This window comes from Streptomyces sp. NPDC025793 (assembly GCF_055558375.1).
In genome coordinates this window covers 12,011-26,582 of sequence record NZ_JBVHMR010000011.1, presented here as the reverse complement: position 1 = coordinate 26,582, position 14,572 = coordinate 12,011, and the positions used below count along the sequence as shown (strand labels likewise).

At 74.1% G+C, this 14,572-nt stretch carries 15 protein-coding genes; 9 read left to right on the top strand and 6 right to left on the bottom strand.

The genetic code is table 11. From position 1 onward, the window contains the following. Positions 1 to 11: 11 nt before the first annotated feature. Positions 12 to 356 (bottom strand): hypothetical protein, encoded by a 345-nt coding sequence (locus ACZ4MF_RS21595; RefSeq protein WP_467493560.1) that lies wholly within the window; start codon positions 354 to 356, stop codon positions 12 to 14. Between the two features lie 202 nt (positions 357 to 558). Here ACZ4MF_RS21595 and ACZ4MF_RS21590 point away from each other — a divergent pair, with 202 nt between their 5' ends. Continuing rightward, positions 559 to 1,005: a type II toxin-antitoxin system PemK/MazF family toxin gene (locus ACZ4MF_RS21590; protein WP_467493559.1), complete on the top strand. Its 447-nt coding sequence runs from the start codon at positions 559 to 561 to the stop codon at positions 1,003 to 1,005. Between the two features lie 37 nt (positions 1,006 to 1,042). On the opposite strand, the gene ACZ4MF_RS21585 is transcribed toward ACZ4MF_RS21590, so the two are convergent. Beyond that, positions 1,043 to 1,921, bottom strand: a complete 879-nt coding sequence (locus ACZ4MF_RS21585; protein WP_467493558.1) for a TIGR02452 family protein — start codon at positions 1,919 to 1,921, stop codon at positions 1,043 to 1,045. A 275-nt stretch (positions 1,922 to 2,196) separates the two neighbouring features. Between ACZ4MF_RS21585 and egtA the strand changes: the two genes are divergently transcribed. Genes egtA through egtD form a run of 4 tightly spaced genes read left to right on the top strand, consistent with a single transcriptional unit; the run spans position 2,197 to position 6,672 of the window. Further along, the gene (gene egtA / locus ACZ4MF_RS21580; protein WP_467493557.1) at positions 2,197 to 3,552 is read left to right on the top strand and encodes an ergothioneine biosynthesis glutamate--cysteine ligase EgtA; all 1,356 of its coding nucleotides are present in this window, start codon (positions 2,197 to 2,199) and stop codon (positions 3,550 to 3,552) included. Next, a complete protein-coding gene (gene egtB / locus ACZ4MF_RS21575; protein ID WP_467493556.1) occupies positions 3,549 to 4,901 on the top strand; it encodes an ergothioneine biosynthesis protein EgtB in 1,353 nt (450 codons plus the stop codon). The genes egtA and egtB overlap by 4 nt, the downstream gene beginning before the upstream one ends. Next, entirely contained in the window at positions 4,901 to 5,716 is an 816-nt protein-coding gene (gene egtC / locus ACZ4MF_RS21570; protein WP_467493555.1) for an ergothioneine biosynthesis protein EgtC, read from the top strand. The genes egtB and egtC overlap by 1 nt, the downstream gene beginning before the upstream one ends. Next, on the top strand, positions 5,713 to 6,672 hold the full coding sequence (egtD, locus tag ACZ4MF_RS21565; RefSeq protein WP_467493554.1) for an L-histidine N(alpha)-methyltransferase: 960 nt from the start codon (positions 5,713 to 5,715) through the stop codon (positions 6,670 to 6,672). Before egtC ends, egtD begins: the two co-directional genes overlap by 4 nt. A gap of 13 nt (positions 6,673 to 6,685) precedes the next feature. On the opposite strand, the gene ACZ4MF_RS21560 is transcribed toward egtD, so the two are convergent. After that, entirely contained in the window at positions 6,686 to 7,939 is a 1,254-nt protein-coding gene (locus ACZ4MF_RS21560) for an extracellular solute-binding protein (protein WP_467493553.1), read from the bottom strand. 183 nt (positions 7,940 to 8,122) lie between these two features. Between ACZ4MF_RS21560 and ACZ4MF_RS21555 the strand changes: the two genes are divergently transcribed. Further along, positions 8,123 to 8,338, top strand: a complete 216-nt coding sequence (locus ACZ4MF_RS21555; RefSeq protein WP_071377825.1) for a dodecin — start codon at positions 8,123 to 8,125, stop codon at positions 8,336 to 8,338. A 10-nt stretch (positions 8,339 to 8,348) separates the two neighbouring features. On the opposite strand, the gene ACZ4MF_RS21550 is transcribed toward ACZ4MF_RS21555, so the two are convergent. Beyond that, positions 8,349 to 8,864 (bottom strand): phosphatase domain-containing protein, encoded by a 516-nt coding sequence (locus ACZ4MF_RS21550; protein ID WP_467493552.1) that lies wholly within the window; start codon positions 8,862 to 8,864, stop codon positions 8,349 to 8,351. A gap of 247 nt (positions 8,865 to 9,111) precedes the next feature. Between ACZ4MF_RS21550 and ACZ4MF_RS21545 the strand changes: the two genes are divergently transcribed. The 3 genes from ACZ4MF_RS21545 to ACZ4MF_RS21535 all read left to right on the top strand — a co-directional run bounded on the left by ACZ4MF_RS21545 (position 9,112) and on the right by ACZ4MF_RS21535 (position 12,745). After that, positions 9,112 to 10,119 (top strand): LLM class flavin-dependent oxidoreductase, encoded by a 1,008-nt coding sequence (locus ACZ4MF_RS21545; protein WP_467493551.1) that lies wholly within the window; start codon positions 9,112 to 9,114, stop codon positions 10,117 to 10,119. Positions 10,120 to 10,192: 73 nt separating this feature from the next. Further along, positions 10,193 to 10,381 carry an antitoxin gene (locus tag ACZ4MF_RS21540; protein ID WP_467493550.1) on the top strand — a complete coding sequence of 63 codons (189 nt, stop codon included), beginning with the start codon at positions 10,193 to 10,195 and terminating at the stop codon, positions 10,379 to 10,381. Between the two features lie 33 nt (positions 10,382 to 10,414). After that, complete coding sequence (locus ACZ4MF_RS21535) at positions 10,415 to 12,745, top strand: ATP-binding cassette domain-containing protein (protein WP_467493549.1); 2,331 nt, start codon at positions 10,415 to 10,417, stop codon at positions 12,743 to 12,745. On the opposite strand, the gene ACZ4MF_RS21530 is transcribed toward ACZ4MF_RS21535, so the two are convergent. Both ACZ4MF_RS21530 and ACZ4MF_RS21525 read right to left on the bottom strand, forming a co-directional pair. Next, entirely contained in the window at positions 12,735 to 13,595 is an 861-nt protein-coding gene (locus ACZ4MF_RS21530) for a lysophospholipid acyltransferase family protein (protein WP_467493548.1), read from the bottom strand. The genes ACZ4MF_RS21535 and ACZ4MF_RS21530 overlap by 11 nt on opposite strands. Beyond that, on the bottom strand, positions 13,595 to 14,365 hold the full coding sequence (locus tag ACZ4MF_RS21525; protein ID WP_467493547.1) for a GNAT family N-acetyltransferase: 771 nt from the start codon (positions 14,363 to 14,365) through the stop codon (positions 13,595 to 13,597). Before ACZ4MF_RS21525 ends, ACZ4MF_RS21530 begins: the two co-directional genes overlap by 1 nt. Positions 14,366 to 14,572: the final 207 nt, after the last annotated feature.

Genomic DNA, 14,572 nt, shown 5'->3' with positions numbered 1-14,572 from the left:
GTGCGGAGCGGTCACGCCGTGAGCAGGGCGATTCCCAGGGCGATCAGGGCGGCGGCCTTGAGGAGTTCCGGCGCCACGTACCCGAGGTGGCTGTGCGAGCGGGGCAGGTCCTCGCCCGCGAGGACGCGGTCGGAGCGGCGGTTGAGGACGGGGCGGACCACGGCGAGCTGAGCGAGGAGCAGCACGGCGACCGCCGCGGTCGGTGCGACGACCGCGGCCGGCGCACCGCCCACCACGACCGCGACGATCACCACGACCGCCAGGACCGCCTCGCCGGCGGCGACGGCGCGCTCGGCACGGACGGGACCGGCGAGCCCCGGCCGCCGGCCGAGGGCGCCCTGGTCTGGCTGCCGCACGGCTCCGCCCGCGGGCTCACCGCCGGTGCGGCCGGGCTGACGTACATGACCGTGCACCGCCGCCGTCCCGGCATGTCCATCGGCACGCGCCGGGCCGACGCCTGACCGCCGGGGCGCTCCCAGGGCATCTCCGCACCCACCGCAACAGCCATTCGGCGGGCGCCCGTTGCCCCGTCGCGGCCGACCGCTAGGGTGTGCCCCCGTGAGCACGTTTACCGAAGAGAACGTCCCCGGCCGGTACGGCCCCCACGCCACCACCGAGGCCGACCCGCGCGAGGTCGGCCGGGTGCGCACCGAGTACTCCCCCGCCCACGACGGCGACCCCGACCCCGGCGAGATCGTGTGGACCTGGGTGCCCTTCGAGGAGCACGACGGCCGGGGCAAGGACCGCCCGGTGCTGGTCGTCGCCCGGGAGGCGGCGGGCACCGTCCTCGCCGTACAGCTGACGAGCAAGAGGCACGACGGCGACCGCGACTACGTGGCGATCGGCAGCGGGCCGTGGGACCGCTCGGACCGGGACTCCTGGGTGGACGTGGACCGTGTGCTGCGGCTGCACGAGCAGGGCATGCGGCGCGAGGCGTGCGCACTGGACCGCGGGCGGTTCGACCTGGTTCGCCGGCGGCTGCACGAACGCTACGACTGGACCTGACCGGCACCGCCGCCGGCCGTCAGGCGAACGACCGCGATCAGGCGAACGCCCGCGCGAAGGCCTCCCGCACCACCGCTCCCGGCGTCCGGTCCAGCACCCCGAACACCACGTGGTCGAAACTCCCGGCGAACCGGCCACCGGGTCCGAGCTGGGCCCGGAAGGCACCCGCGACCTGCGCCGGGTCGTTCTGGAACACGCCGCAGCCCCAGGCGCCCAGCACCAGCCGGCCATAGCCCTGGGCGGCGGCCGTCTCCAGCACCCGCTCGGCACGGGCCGCCAGGGCGCCCGGCAACGCGTCGGCGCGCTGCGGTGCCGTACGCCGTACGACGCCCGCGTTGGGGGCGGCCGCGGTCAGGAAGCCCGCACGGAACGGCTCGGTCAGCAGCCGGCCGCGGTCGTCGCGGAAGACCGGAACGGCCGGTGAGTGGATCACCCGGTCCGTGTAGCACGGGTCGCGGTCGGCGCGGTGGTGATCGTAGAAGCGGCGGGCCGCGAGCAGGCAGGTGTGCAGCGCGGAGGCGCGGCACAGCGCCTCCTCCTGGGCCTGCGCGCCGTTGAGGTAGCCACCGCCCGGATTGCGGGCCGAGGCGAAGTTCAGGACGGCGACCGGAGCGTCGGACAGCCGGCGGGCGGCCTCCAGGCTGCTCTCACCGGTCACCTCGAAGACGGTGCCCCCGCAACCGGCATCCTCGGCGCCCTGCGTGCCCCGCGCTCTCTCGGCAACGGCTTCCCCGGCCGCGGGCGCGTCACCCGTTTGCCGTACGGAGACCGGTTCGGGCCCGAACATCCGCGTCCCGGCCCGCGCGGCCTCGATGTCCGCCGCGAGGAAGACCTCCCGGCCGTCCGGCGCGCGGTACCGGCCCGCGGCCACGATCGCTTCCGTCTCCGCGGCGATCCCGCGCAGGCGTGCGCTCACGGCGCCACCCCCGTGGACGCCGTGACGACCGCCCGCGCGGTCTCCCCCGTCGTGCTCATGCACGCATCCTGGGTGATGCTGGTCGTACGCCGCAACGGAGTTTCCCGCGCCGGAACACCCCGGAGAACGCGCGGGAAACGGATATGACCGAACCGGAACATCCGGTGGGGCACTCTTGTGCGAACCAGCTCCAGGGTCTTGGGTAGAGCGCATGCCTGCCCGGCCCCATGACGAACCGGGCAGATGGCATGGTGGAATCTCAGGAGGATCCCGACATGTCCGACTCGAAGAGCGACGGTGGTGACTGTACGGACCACCGCACCGCCGTCACCGAGGCCGAGGTGGAGGCCCTGGTCCGGGGCATCTGCTTCAAGACCGGGCCGCCGCGAGCGCTCGGTGTCGAACTGGAATGGCTGGTACACGAGCTGCGCGCGCCGCAGCTCCCCGTGACACCCGAACGACTTCGGGCGGCCTTCGCCGCCCTGCGGGCCCTGCCCCTGCGGTCGCCGCTCACCGTGGAGCCGGGCGGCCAGCTGGAGCTGAGTTCGCCGCCCGCCGCCTCCCTGATGGAGTGCATCCGCACCGTCTCCGCCGACCTGGACACCGTGCGCGGCGTCCTCGCCGAGGACGGTCTCACCCTCGTCGGCGTCGGCCACGATCCCTGGCACACCCCGCGCCGGTTCCTGCACGAGCCGCGCTACGACGCCATGGAGAGGTGCCTGGACCGCACCGGTCCGGCCGGCCGGCACATGATGTGCGCCTCCGCGTCCGTGCAGGTCTGCGTGGACGCCGGGCAGGAGGAGCCCGGCCCGCTCGGACACGAGCGGCGCTGGTGGCTGGCGCATCACCTGGGCGCGGTCCTGGTGGCCGCGTTCGCCAACTCCCCGCTGATCGGCCAGGAGCCCACGGGCTGGCAGTCCACCCGGCAGCTGCTCTGGATGGAGATCGGCGCCGGCCGCGCGGGCGCTCCCCCGCTGCACGGCGACGCCCGCGGCGCCTGGGCCCGGCATGTGCTGGACTCACCGGTGATGTGCGTCCGCCGGGACGACGGCGGGCCGTGGGAGGTGCCCGAGGGGCTCACCTTCCGGGAGTGGACCCGCTCCGGCACACCCCGGCCGCCCACCCGGGCCGACCTGGACTATCACCTGACCACGCTGTTCCCGCCGGTCCGGCCGCGCGGTCATCTGGAGCTGCGCATGATCGACGCGCAGCCCGGCGAGGACGGCTGGATCGTGCCGCTCGCGGTGACGGCGGCGCTGTTCGACGATCCGGCGGCCGCCGAGACGGCGTACCGCAGCGTGAAACCGCTGGCGGAGCGGACGCTGCACCGGCCGGCGCCGCACAATCCGCTGTGGACCGACGCGGCCCGCTCCGGGCTCGCCGACCCGGAGCTGCGCGAGATCGCCGCCGAGTGTTTCGCGGCGGCGCTGGAGGCGCTGCCCCGGCTCGGCGCCGACGCCGAGGTGATCGGCGCGGTGGCCGCGTACCGGGACCGTCACGTCGCCCGGGGCCGCAGCCCGGCCGACGACCTGCTGGACCGGCGACGCCGCACGGAGCCGACCCGGCCCCACCGCACCGGAAACACGGGAGGCACTCCCCCCGACCGCCGCAGGAAGGACATCCGCACATGAGCGCCCCCGAGACCGGCACGCACACCGGTACGGCCGAGCCGGACGCCCCGGACGGCGAGGCCCTGCGCGAGCGCGCGCTCGCCTCGCTCGTCACCGCCCGGGACCGCACCACGCTGCTGACGACCTGCGTCGAGGACCCGGACCTGACCGCCCAGCACTCCCCGCTGATGTCCCCGCTGGTGTGGGACCTCGCGCACATCGGCAATCAGGAGGAGCTGTGGCTCCTGCGGGCGGTCGGCGGCCGGGAGGCGATGCGGCCCGAGATCGACGGCCTGTACGACGCCTTCGAGCACCCACGCGCCGCGCGCCCCTCGCTGCCGCTGCTGCCGCCCGCCGAGGCCCGCCGCTACGCGGCCGAGGTGCGCGGCCGCGTACTGGATCTGCTGGAGGGTGCCGACTTCCACGGCTCCCGGCTGACCGAGGCCGGCTTCGCCTTCGGGATGATCGCCCAGCACGAACAGCAGCACGACGAGACGATGCTGATCACCCATCAGCTCAGAAAGGGGCCGCGGGCGCTGACCGCCCCCGACCCCGACCCTGCGCCGCCGTTCACCGGCCCGGCCGAAGTCCTCGTACCCGGCGGCCCGTTCACCATGGGCACCTCCGGTGAGCCGTGGGCGCTGGACAACGAACGCCCGGCGCACGTGCGGGAGGTGGCGCCGTACTGGATCGACACGACCCCGGTGACGAACGCGGCGTACCAGGTGTTCATCGAGGACGGCGGCTACGACAGCGAGCGCTGGTGGACGCCGGAGGGCTGGGCGCACATCCGGCAGCACACGATCACGGCCCCGCTGTTCTGGCACCGGGAGGGCGGGCAGTGGCTGCGCCGCCGGTTCGGGGTCACCGAGCCGGTCCCGCCGGACGAGCCGGTGCTGCACGTGTGCTGGTACGAGGCCGACGCCTACGCCCGCTGGGCCGGGCGGCGGCTGCCCACCGAGCCGGAGTGGGAGAAGGCCGCCCGGCACGACCCGGCCACCGGCCGCTCGCGCCGCTACCCGTGGGGCGACGCCGACCCGGCGCCCGAGCACGCCAACCTCGGTCAGCGCCACCTCGGCCCGGCGCCCGCCGGCAGCTACCCGGCGGGTGAATCCCCGCTCGGCGTACGGCAGTTGATCGGGGACGTGTGGGAGTGGACGGCGAGCGATCTGCTGCCGTACCCCGGTTTCCGGGCCTTCCCGTACAAGGAGTACTCGGAGGTGTTCTTCGGCCCCGAGTACAAGGTGCTGCGCGGCGGCTCGTTCGCGGTGGACCCGGTGGCCTGCCGGGGCACGTTCCGCAACTGGGACTACCCGATCCGCCGGCAGATCTTCTCCGGGTTCCGCACCGCCCGCTCGGAGGTCGCCTGATGTGCCGTCACATCGCCTACCTGGGGCCGGAGATACGGCTCGGGCAGCTCCTCACGGAGCCGCCGCACAGTCTGGTGCACCAGTCGTGGGCACCGCAGCGGCAGGCGTCCGGGACGGTCAACGCCGACGGCTTCGGCGTGGGCTGGTACGCCCCGCAGGACCCCGTCCCGGCGCGCTACCGGCGGGCCGGGCCGATCTGGGCGGACCTGTCCTTCGCCGACCTGGCCCGGGTGGTGCGCTCCGGCGCCGTCCTCGCGGCCGTACGGGACGCGACGCTGGCGGGCGCGGACGCCGAGGCGGCCGCGGCGCCGTTCGCGTCCGGGCGGTGGCTGTTCAGTCACAACGGCGCCGTCGCGGGCTGGCCGGACGTGGCCGCCCCGCTGCTGTCCGCCCTGCCGCCGGTCGACCTGCTGGCGCTGGAGGCCCGCAGCGACTCGGCGTTCGTCTGGGCGCTGGTCCTGCACCGGCTGCGCTCGGGCGACGAACCCGGCCAGGCAATCGGCGAAACCGTTCGCCGGCTGGCTGGGGCGGCGCCCGCCTCCCGGCTCAATCTGCTGCTGACGGACGGCGAGACCATCGCCGCCACCCGCTGGGGCGACAGCCTCTGGTACCGCACGGAGCCCGGACGCAGCACGGTCTGCGCCTCCGAGCCGTACGACGACGACCCGCTCTGGCAGGAGGTCCCCGACCGCACCGTGCTCACCGCGAGCCGCGCCGGTGTGCTGCTCGCCCCGCTGGAGGACCCCGCGTCCTCCCCCGCTCTCGACTCCGCTCGAGCGGGGGGACCCCCATCGTCGAAGGAGCCCTGTACGTGAGCCCCCTTCTCGTCACCCGCACCCTGCCCGAGGACGCGACGGACGCCGCGCTGCGCGCCGACGTCCTGCACGGCCTGACCGACCACCCCAAGTGGCTGCCGCCGAAGTGGTTCTACGACGCCCGCGGCAGCGAACTGTTCGAGCGGATCACCGAGTTGCCCGAGTACTACCCGACACGCGCCGAGCGGGAGATCCTCGCCGCCCGCGGCGGCGAGATCGCCGCGGCCAGCGGTGCCCGCACGCTGATCGAGCTGGGCTCGGGCTCCTCGGAGAAGACCCGCCATCTGCTCGACGCGCTCGCGCCCGCGGCGTACATCCCGGTCGACGTCAGCGAGAGCGCCCTCACCCAGGCCGGGCAGGCACTCGTCGAGGAGCGGCCGGGCCTCGAAGTGCACGCGCTCATCGCGGACTTCACCGCCCCGCTGGACCTGCCCGCCACCCCCGGGCCCCGGCTGCTGGCGTTCCTCGGCGGCACGATCGGCAATCTGCTGCCCGACGAGCGCGCGAAGTTCCTGGCCGCCGTGCGCGCCCTGCTGGCGCCGGGCGACGGGCTGCTGCTCGGCACCGACCTCGTCAAGGACGAGCGGGTGCTGGTGCGGGCCTACGACGACGCGGCCGGGGTGACGGCGGCGTTCAACAAGAACGTGCTGGCCGTCGTCGACCGTGAGCTGGACGCCGACTTCGACCCGGACGCCTTCGACCACGTGGCCCTGTGGGACCCCGAGCGCGAGTGGATCGAGATGCGCCTGCGCTCCCGTCTCGCGCAGACCGTGAAAGTGCCCGCGCTGGACCTCGCCGTGGACTTCGCGGCGGGCGAGGAGCTGCGCACCGAGGTGTCGGCGAAGTTCCGCCGCTCCGGGGTGACCGAGGAACTCGCCGATGCGGGGCTGGAGTTGACCCACTGGTGGACCGACGCGCAGGACCGGTTCGCGCTGTCGCTGAGCATGGCCCGGTGAGCCGGCGGGTGCGTCACAGACGGGGGGTCAGCTCCTCGGTGATCCTGCGGGAGGCCCGGCGGGCCTCGGTCTGCGGGTCCGCCCCGGTCAGCACCCGGGTCATGTACCGCTTGACCGGGTTGTCGGCCTCGACGTCGGCCCACTGAGGAGTGCTGGGGGTCGCCCGGCCGTGCGCCGCGCCCGCGGCCATGGCGGCGACCCCCTCCTCTCCCGCGACCGCGCCCGCCAGCGTGGTCTTGTTGGGCACGTAGTTCATGGTGCGGGCGAGTTCGGTGTCCCACGTGGCGCCGGTGAGCGCGCCCACGACGGCCGTCGCGGCGAACTGGTCCCTGGTGTTCTGCGGGACGACGAGGTCCGAGCCGCCGGTGAACACCGTGCCGGGCTGCGCGGCGTTCTTCCCGGGCACCGGGAAGAAGCCCAACTTGCCCTTCAGGGACGGGTTCTGCTGCACGATCGACTGGGCGAGCCCCGGTACGGCGACGATCTGGGCGACCCTGCCGCCCGCGAACACCCCGGCCTGCGGCGGGTGTTCCTCGTCGGCGCCCACGGGACCCCGGCCGAGCGCCTGGAGCCGCCGGTAGAAGTCCATGCCGCGCAGCGCGGCCGGGGTGTCCAGGGCGCCCTTCCAGTCGTAGTCCTTCTGCATGGCGAGGTCGCCGCCCTCGTCCCAGACGAACCCGGAGAGTGTGTACCAGTCCTGGCCGGCGAGGTAGATCCCCTGGTTCCCGCCGGAGTCGAGCCTCTCCGTGTCGGCGAGCCACTCCTCGCGGGTCTTCGGCGGGGCGGTGATGCCGGCCGCCTCGAACAGGTCCTTGCGGTAGATCACGACGCGATTGGCCGCGTACCAGGGGATGCCGTACTGCGCGTTGCTGTCCTTGCCGGGCTCGGCGAGGGCGGGCAACCACGCGTCCTGGCCCCAGTCCCGCATCGACTCCAGGGTGAGGTCGGCGAGCCGGCCGCCGTCGGCGTACAGCGGCACCTGGGTGTTGCCGACCTCGACGACGTCGGGTCCGTCGCCGGAGGGAGCCTTCAGGGCCGCGCGGACCTTGGCGACGATGCCGGTCCAGTCCTGGATGCGGATGTCGAGGCGCAGGTCCCGGTGGGTGCGTTCGAAGTCGTCGGTGAAGCGCCGGAGGAAGTCCTTGGAGGCGCTGTCCTTCATCAGCCACACGGTGACGGTCGTGCGCGGGTGCGCGCCCGGAAGCATCCCGCAGGCGCTCACGAGGGAACCGGTGGCACAGACGAGGGCGAGCAGACGACGTCTCACGAGGGGTCCTGTTCTGTCTGGCAAGGGGTGCGGACAGGTGTGGGGGCCCGACGTGGGGGGACGAGCGGCGGCGCTCGCGCGGGTGTGCTGGGATTTTGGTATGGACCAATGCGAAGGTCAAGGGGCGGCCCGGGCGGGGATGGGGCACGGTGGAGGGTGGCGTGACACGAGAGGAGCGTTCCCATGTCGAATCACACCTACCGCGTCACCGAGATCGTCGGCACCTCGCACGAGGGCGTCGACCAGGCCATCCGCAACGCCATCGCGCGCGCCGACCAGACGCTGCGCAATCTCGACTGGTTCGAGGTGACCCAGGTCCGCGGCCAGATCGAGAACGGGCGGATCGAGCACTACCAGGTGGGGCTGAAGGTGGGCTTCCGGATCGAGGACGAGGGCTGACGCCCGTCTCTCACGTACGGCCTTCGCGCTCCTGAGCCTCTTGCAGCGCCTCGGACTTCGCCGTCCAGCGTGCCCGTACGACGCCGAACCCGGCGCGCTCGGCGTCGTCACAGACCAGTTCGTCGTCGTCGACGAGAAAGCGGACCTCGCGGCCCTGGGCGAGTCGGCGCAGGATCTCCAGCTTGATGAACCGGGCGGGCCTGCGATCACCTCTTCCCCCACCCGCCCGCCCTGTGTCGCCCCGCATGAACACCCGCCCCTCGGGCAGCCCATGGGCCGCGAGCCAGTCCAGTGTGTCGCGCCGGCACCGCTCGGGGCGGCCGGTGAGATACACCACCTCGCACTCACGCGCGCTCTCCACGACCAGCGCGACACCCTCGGCGATCGGCGGGTCCTGCGGCGCGGCCGCGAAGAATCCGTCCCAGTTCCGCGGCTTTCCCTCCAGGAAGTGCTGCCGGTGGGCCGTGTCGGCGAGGGTGTTGTCGAGGTCGAACACGGCGAGCGGCCGCCTGCTGCTGTCGGTCACACCGCCACCCTAGGGGGTGTCGTTTGGATCATGCCGGCGTCGCGGGCCCTGGCAGGCGCATCTGCCGCGTTGTCGTCACTCGCCGACTCCCCCACGCTCGGCTTCGCTCGCGCGGGAGGGGCCCCACGACCCCGCTCGGGGCGGCCGGCCACGCACCGTTCGTCACAGCCGGCCTGAACCGAACGCCACCCCCTGGCCAGCGGCCCGCGCCCGGGAATCCCCCGCCCTCCAGAGCGTTGGCATCTGCGTGAGCAGTTCAGTGATCGCCCGGGCCCGGTTCTCCGTCCTCGACCGTTCCCGCACCCGCGAGGGCCGTCCGCCCGCCGAGGCGCTGCGGGACACCGTCGCGCTGGCCCGGGAGGCGGAGGCGCTCGGCTACCACCGGTTCTGGGTGGCCGAGCACCACGGCGTGCCCGGGGTCGCCGGTTCCGCGCCGACCGTGCTCGCCGCCGCCATCGCCGCGGCCACCCGCACGATCCGGGTCGGCACCGGCGGGGTCATGCTGCCCAACCACCGGCCGCTCGTCGTCGCCGAGCAGTTCGGCGTCCTGGAGGCGCTGTTCCCTGGCCGGATCGACATGGGGCTCGGGCGGTCCGTCGGCTTCACCGACGGGGTGCGCCGGGCGCTCGGCCGGGACAAGGAGGACGCCGAGGACTTCGCCGCCCAGCTCGGCGAGCTGCTCGGCTGGTTCGAGGGCACCTCGCCGACCGGGGTGCACGCCCGCCCCGCGGAGGGCCTGCGGGTACCGCCGTTCGTGCTGGCCCTGGGCGAGGGCGCGCGGGTCGCGGCGCGCGCCGGGCTGCCCCTGGTCATCGGCGATCTGCGCGGCCGCGAGAAGATGCTGCGCGGCATCGACGCGTACCGCACCGGCTTTCGCCCCTCCCCCTGGGCGGCCGAGCCGTACGTCGTGATCTCCGGCACGATCGCGGTGGCCGGCACCGAGGAGGCGGCCCGGCGGCTGCTGGTCCCGGAGGCCTGGTCGATGGCGTACGCCCGCACCCACGGCACCTTCCCGCCGCTCGCCCCGGCCGAGGAGACCGAGGCCCGCCCGATGACCGCGAAGGAGCGCGGCATCTTCGACGCCGGGCTCGCCGGGCACCTCGCGGGCACCGCCGAGCAGGTCGGACAGCAACTGGAGACGGTGCTGAAGGAGACGGACGCCGACGAGGTGCTGGTCACGACGAGCACCTACGACCGTACGGCCCTGCTGGACTCCTACCGGCGGCTCGCCGCGCTCTTCGCCCCGGGGGCCTGAGCCTCCGAGATGCGGACACAGCCGGGGACGGTGAATCTGGGAGGGGAAGCCTCAAGCGACGAGGAGGGCTGCCATGTCCATGATGGACAAGCTCAAGCAGATGCTCAAGGGCCACGAGGATCAGGCCGGCCAGGGCGTCGACAGGGCCGGGGACTACGTGGACGAGAAGACCCAGGGCAAGTACCAGTCCCAGGTCGACACCGCGCAGGACAAACTGAAGGAACAGCTGAGGCAGCAGGACACCGACAACCCTCCGCAGTAGCGGTGCGCGGGCACGGACTGGAGTCGCCCGTCGATGCACCACCCACATGACCCCTACGTCCGCGTCCGCGGGGCCCGCGAGCACAACCTCAAGAGCGTCGACGTGGACGTCCCGCGGGACGTACTGGCCGTGTTCACCGGCGTGTCCGGCTCGGGGAAGTCGTCGCTGGCGTTCGGCACGATCTACGCCGAGGCCCAGCGGCGCTACTTCGAGTCGGTCGCGCCGTACGCGCGCCGGCTGATCCACCAGGTCGGGGCGCCCAAGGTCGGCGAGATCACCGGGCTGCCGCCCGCGGTGTCGCTCCAGCAGCGCCGCTCGGCGCCGACCTCACGGTCCTCGGTGGGCACGGTCACCAACCTCTCCAACTCCCTGCGCATGCTCTTCTCGCGCGCCGGGACGTACCCGCCGGGCGCCGAGCGGCTCGATTCCGACGCGTTCTCGCCGAACACGGCAGCCGGTGCCTGTCCGCAGTGCCACGGGCTCGGCCACGTGCCGGAGACGACCGAGGAGTTGCTCGTCCCGGACCCCGCGCTGTCGATCCGCGAGGGCGCGATCGCCGCCTGGCCGGGGGCCTGGCAGGGCAAGAACCTGCGGGACATCCTCGACACGCTCGGCTACGACGTCGACCGGCCCTGGCGCGAACTGCCCACCGGGCAGCGCGAGTGGATCCTGTTCACGGACGAGCAGCCGGTGGTCACCGTCCACCCGGTGCGGGAGGCCGACCGCATCCAACGGCCCTACCAGGGCACGTACATGAGCGCCCGACGGTATGTGCTGAAGACCTTCTCGGACACCAAGTCCCCGACGCTGCGCGCGAAGGCCGAGCGCTTCCTGGCCACCAGGCCGTGCGAGGTGTGCGGGGGCAGCCGGCTGCGGCCGGAGGCGCTCGCGGTGACCTTCGGCGGGCGGACCATCGCCGAGCTGGCCGCGCTGCCGTTGACCGACCTGGCCGCGCACCTCGACGGCGACACCGAGACCGCACGGGTGCTCACCGACGACCTGAAGTCCCGGATCGGGCCGGTCGTCGAACTCGGCCTCGGCTACCTCAGCCTCGACCGCGCCACCCCGACCCTCTCGGCGGGCGAGCTGCAACGGCTGCGGCTGGCCACGCAGTTGCGCTCCGGCCTGTTCGGCGTGGTGTACGTCCTGGACGAGCCGTCGGCGGGACTGCACCCGGCGGACACCGAGGCGCTGCTGACCGTGCTGGAGCGGCTGAAGGCGGCCGGGAACTCGGTGTTCGTGGTGGAGCACCATCTGGAGGTGGTGCGCGGCGCCGACTGGCTGGTGGACGTCGGCCCCGGCGCGGGCGAGCAGGGCGGACGCGTGCTGTACAGCGGGCCGCCGGCCGAGCTGGCGTCGGTGGCGGAGTCCGCGACGGCGGCGTTCCTCTTCGACGAGTCCCCGGGTGCGGCACGTGAAGTCCGTGCGCCGCGCGGCTGGTTGACGGTCGGCCCGGTGACCCGGCACAACCTGCGGCAGGTGACGGCCGCGTTCCCGCTCGGCGCGTTCACCGCCGTCACCGGGGTCTCCGGTTCCGGGAAGTCCACGCTCATCGGCGAGCTGACGGAGGAACTGGCGGGCGTGGACCGGCTGGTCGGGGTCGACCAGAAGCCGATCGGCCGGACCCCGCGCTCCAATCTGGCCACGTATACCGGCCTGTTCGACGTCGTCCGCAAGGTGTTCGCCGGCACCGAGCAGGCGCGGGCGCGCGGGTACGGCGTCGGGCGGTTCTCCTTCAACGTCGCCGGAGGGCGCTGCGAGTCGTGCCAGGGCGAGGGGTTCGTCAGCGTCGAGCTGCTGTTCCTGCCGAGCACGTACGCCCCCTGCCCGGACTGCGGCGGGGCCCGCTACAACCCCGGCACGCTGCAGGTGACGTACCGGGGGCGGGACATCGCCGAGGTGCTCGACCTGACGGTGGAGGCGGCGGCGGAGTTCTTCGCCGACGTCCCGGCCGCCGCCCGGAGCCTGCGCACCCTGCTCGACGTGGGCCTCGGCTATCTGCGGCTCGGGCAGCCGGCGACCGAGCTGTCCGGCGGCGAGGCCCAGCGGATCAAGCTGGCGAGCGAGCTGCAGCGCGGCCGGCGCGGCCACACCCTGTACCTGCTGGACGAGCCCACGACCGGGCTCCATCCGGCCGACGTGGAGCTGCTGATGGAGCGGCTGCACGGCCTGGTCGACGCCGGTCACACGGTCGTGGTGGTGGAGCACGACATGACGGTGGTCGCGGGCGCGGACTGGGTCATCGACCTGGGCCCCGGCGGGGGTGACCGGGGCGGGCGGATCGTGGCCGCCGGTCCGCCGATGCGCGTGGCGGGGGCGGCGGGGAGTGCGACGGCGCCCTATCTGGCGCGGGTCATGCCGTGACGGGTGGCTGCGGGACGACGGCGGCAGTTCCCGCGTCCCTTCGGGGCGCTGCCAACGCCGCGTGGGTCCAGGCGGGCGCGGACGCCATCGGCTGAGCCGCGGCGGCCAGTGTCCGCCGGTCCGCGCAGGTGCCCGGCGCGATCAGCGGCCGCATCTCCACCTCGGCGACCAGATCACGGGCGCGGGCCACCCGCCACAGGGAGGCGAGCAGGGTGTCCTCGCCGACGAACGCGGCCGCCGTGCCCGGGGCGCCGCCCTCCTGCCGGTAGCGCAGGCCGACCGGCTGCACGGGCACGCCCGCGTCGAGCGCGGCCTGGAACACCGCCCGGCGGAAGTGCCCGTGGGCCCGCCCGCACCAGGTGCTGCCCTCGGGGAAGGCGGTCACGGCCGAGCCCGCGCGCAGCGCCCCGGCGATCCGCTCGACCGTCGCGGGCAGGGCCCGCAGCCGGTCCCGCTCGATGAACAGCACCCCGCCGCGCGCCGCCAGCGCGCCCGCCACCGGCCACTGCCGTATCTCGGTCTTGGCGAGCATGCGGGCGGGGCGTACGACGGTCAGCAGCGGGATGTCCAGCCACGAGACGTGGTTGGCGACGAGCAGCAGTCCGCCGGCCGGGGCGGGGGTGCCGGTGAGGCGGACCCGGACTCCCATGGCCCGCACCAGCGCGCGGCACCACCGCCTGACCCACTCGGCGGGGATCCTCCCGCCGAGCGGGGACAGGGCGATCCCGGCCAGCAGCAGGGCCACGACCGCGGCCAGCCGCAGCACGGCCCGTGGTACGGCGACCGCGGTGCGGGCCGGCTCCACACACGCGCCCGGGGTGCAGGGCGCGGTCGGCAGCCAGACGCTCATCAGGCCGGCACGAGGGAGAGGAAGTGCCGCAGATAGCGCGCGTTGACCCGGCGCATCGACAGCAGCACGTACAGGTCGGCGACCCCGAAGTCCGGATCGTGCGCGGGCTCGCCGCACACCCAGGCGCCGAGGCGGAGGTAGCCGCGCAGCAGTGCGGGCAGCTCGTGGTGCCCGGCGGGGGATTCCGTGTTCGGGACCCAGGGCAGCAGCGGCCGTACCCGGAACTCCCCGGGGGCCAGGTGCTTGGCCCGCACCCGCTCCCAGGTGGCGGTGGCGAGGGCGCCGCCGTCGGCGAGCGGCACCGAGCAGCAGCCGGCGAGCCACTCGTGCCCGCGGTCGACCATGTAGCGGGCGATGCCGGCCCAGATCAGGCTGATGACGGCGCCGTCGCGGTGGTCGGGGTGCACACAGGAGCGGCCGACCTCGACCAGCGAGGGCCGGATCGTGTCGAGCCCACCCAGCTCGAACTCGCCCTCGGAGTAGAGCCGCCCGGCGACCGCGGCCCGCTCCGGGGGCAGCAGCCGGTAGGTGCCGACGACCTGGCCGGTCGCGGTGTCGCGGACCAGCAGGTGGTCGCAGTGGGCGTCGAAGGCGTCGATGTCGAGGCCCGGCTGCGGGGTGGCCAGCAGGGCCCCCATCTCCCCGGCGAAGACGTCGTGCCGCAGCCGCTGCGCGGCCCGGACGTCGTCCTCGTCGCGGGCGAGGGTGACGGTGTAGCGGGTGGGGGCCGCGGGCTGCGGGGGACGGTCGAGGGTGGACACGCCGGTCATGGCTCACTCCTGGTCACGGGCCGGTTCGGCGACGGGGACGGCGGGCTGCGTGCGTACGGCCCGTCGCTCCTGTTCTTCCGATGCCGGTTGGCGTGCGCGTGACCGGGGCCAGGAGAACGGATGTGGGAATGTTGAACGCCGGTCGCCCGCGATCAAGGAAAGCCAGACGGGGCCGGGGATGAGCACCACTCCCGGCCCCGCCCGTCC

What these genes read in the sequence shown, in the direction of transcription:
- ACZ4MF_RS21535 (WP_467493549.1), top strand. Translation starts at nt 10,415, where the DNA reads ATGCACCACCCACATGACCCCTACGTCCGCGTCCGCGGGGCCCGCGAG.
- ACZ4MF_RS21540 (WP_467493550.1), top strand. Translation starts at nt 10,193, where the DNA reads ATGTCCATGATGGACAAGCTCAAGCAGATGCTCAAGGGCCACGAGGAT.
- ACZ4MF_RS21530 (WP_467493548.1), bottom strand. Translation starts at nt 13,595, where the DNA reads ATGAGCGTCTGGCTGCCGACCGCGCCCTGCACCCCGGGCGCGTGTGTG.
- egtB (WP_467493556.1), top strand. Translation starts at nt 3,549, where the DNA reads ATGAGCGCCCCCGAGACCGGCACGCACACCGGTACGGCCGAGCCGGAC.
- ACZ4MF_RS21555 (WP_071377825.1), top strand. Translation starts at nt 8,123, where the DNA reads ATGTCGAATCACACCTACCGCGTCACCGAGATCGTCGGCACCTCGCAC.
- egtC (WP_467493555.1), top strand. Translation starts at nt 4,901, where the DNA reads ATGTGCCGTCACATCGCCTACCTGGGGCCGGAGATACGGCTCGGGCAG.
- ACZ4MF_RS21525 (WP_467493547.1), bottom strand. Translation starts at nt 14,365, where the DNA reads ATGACCGGCGTGTCCACCCTCGACCGTCCCCCGCAGCCCGCGGCCCCC.
- egtA (WP_467493557.1), top strand. Translation starts at nt 2,197, where the DNA reads ATGTCCGACTCGAAGAGCGACGGTGGTGACTGTACGGACCACCGCACC.